Genomic DNA, 397 nt, shown 5'->3' on the forward strand with positions numbered 1-397 from the left:
GAAGCGCGAACGCGCGAGCAACGCGGCCAGCAAGCCGCCCACCAGGCCGGCTACGGGAGCGGTCACCATCCACGGATAGGTGGCGTAGTTGGTGAGCCATAAGCCCGGTGCGCCGATCACGCTCTTCAGCAGCGGATTGGCAACCGTATCGAGCGGCGCCGCATCGACCAGCTGATAGCCGCCGATCATCGTGGCGATCAGCGCGCCGGCAATCAGGAACAGCACCACGGCCGCCAGCGACGCGATGCGCAGCGCAAGCGACGCGCGTTCGGCCACAATATCGTCCGCTTTCATCTTCACGAAGGCGGCGCCGTGCGCGGCCAGCATCGACACGCTCACGAGCCCGCACAGCACCGCGAACGGATTGAGCAGCGCGAAGAAGCCGCCGTGATAGGTG

1 protein-coding gene is annotated in these 397 nt (G+C 66.8%); it reads right to left on the reverse strand.

Annotated features, from left to right (window positions below):
• On the reverse strand, positions 1-397 hold a 397-nt coding region (locus P0D68_RS35535; RefSeq protein ID WP_408468839.1), incomplete at both ends, for a cytochrome d ubiquinol oxidase subunit II.

Source organism: Paraburkholderia sp. RL17-380-BIE-A, from assembly GCF_046028085.1.
Classification (GTDB): domain Bacteria; phylum Pseudomonadota; class Gammaproteobacteria; order Burkholderiales; family Burkholderiaceae; genus Paraburkholderia.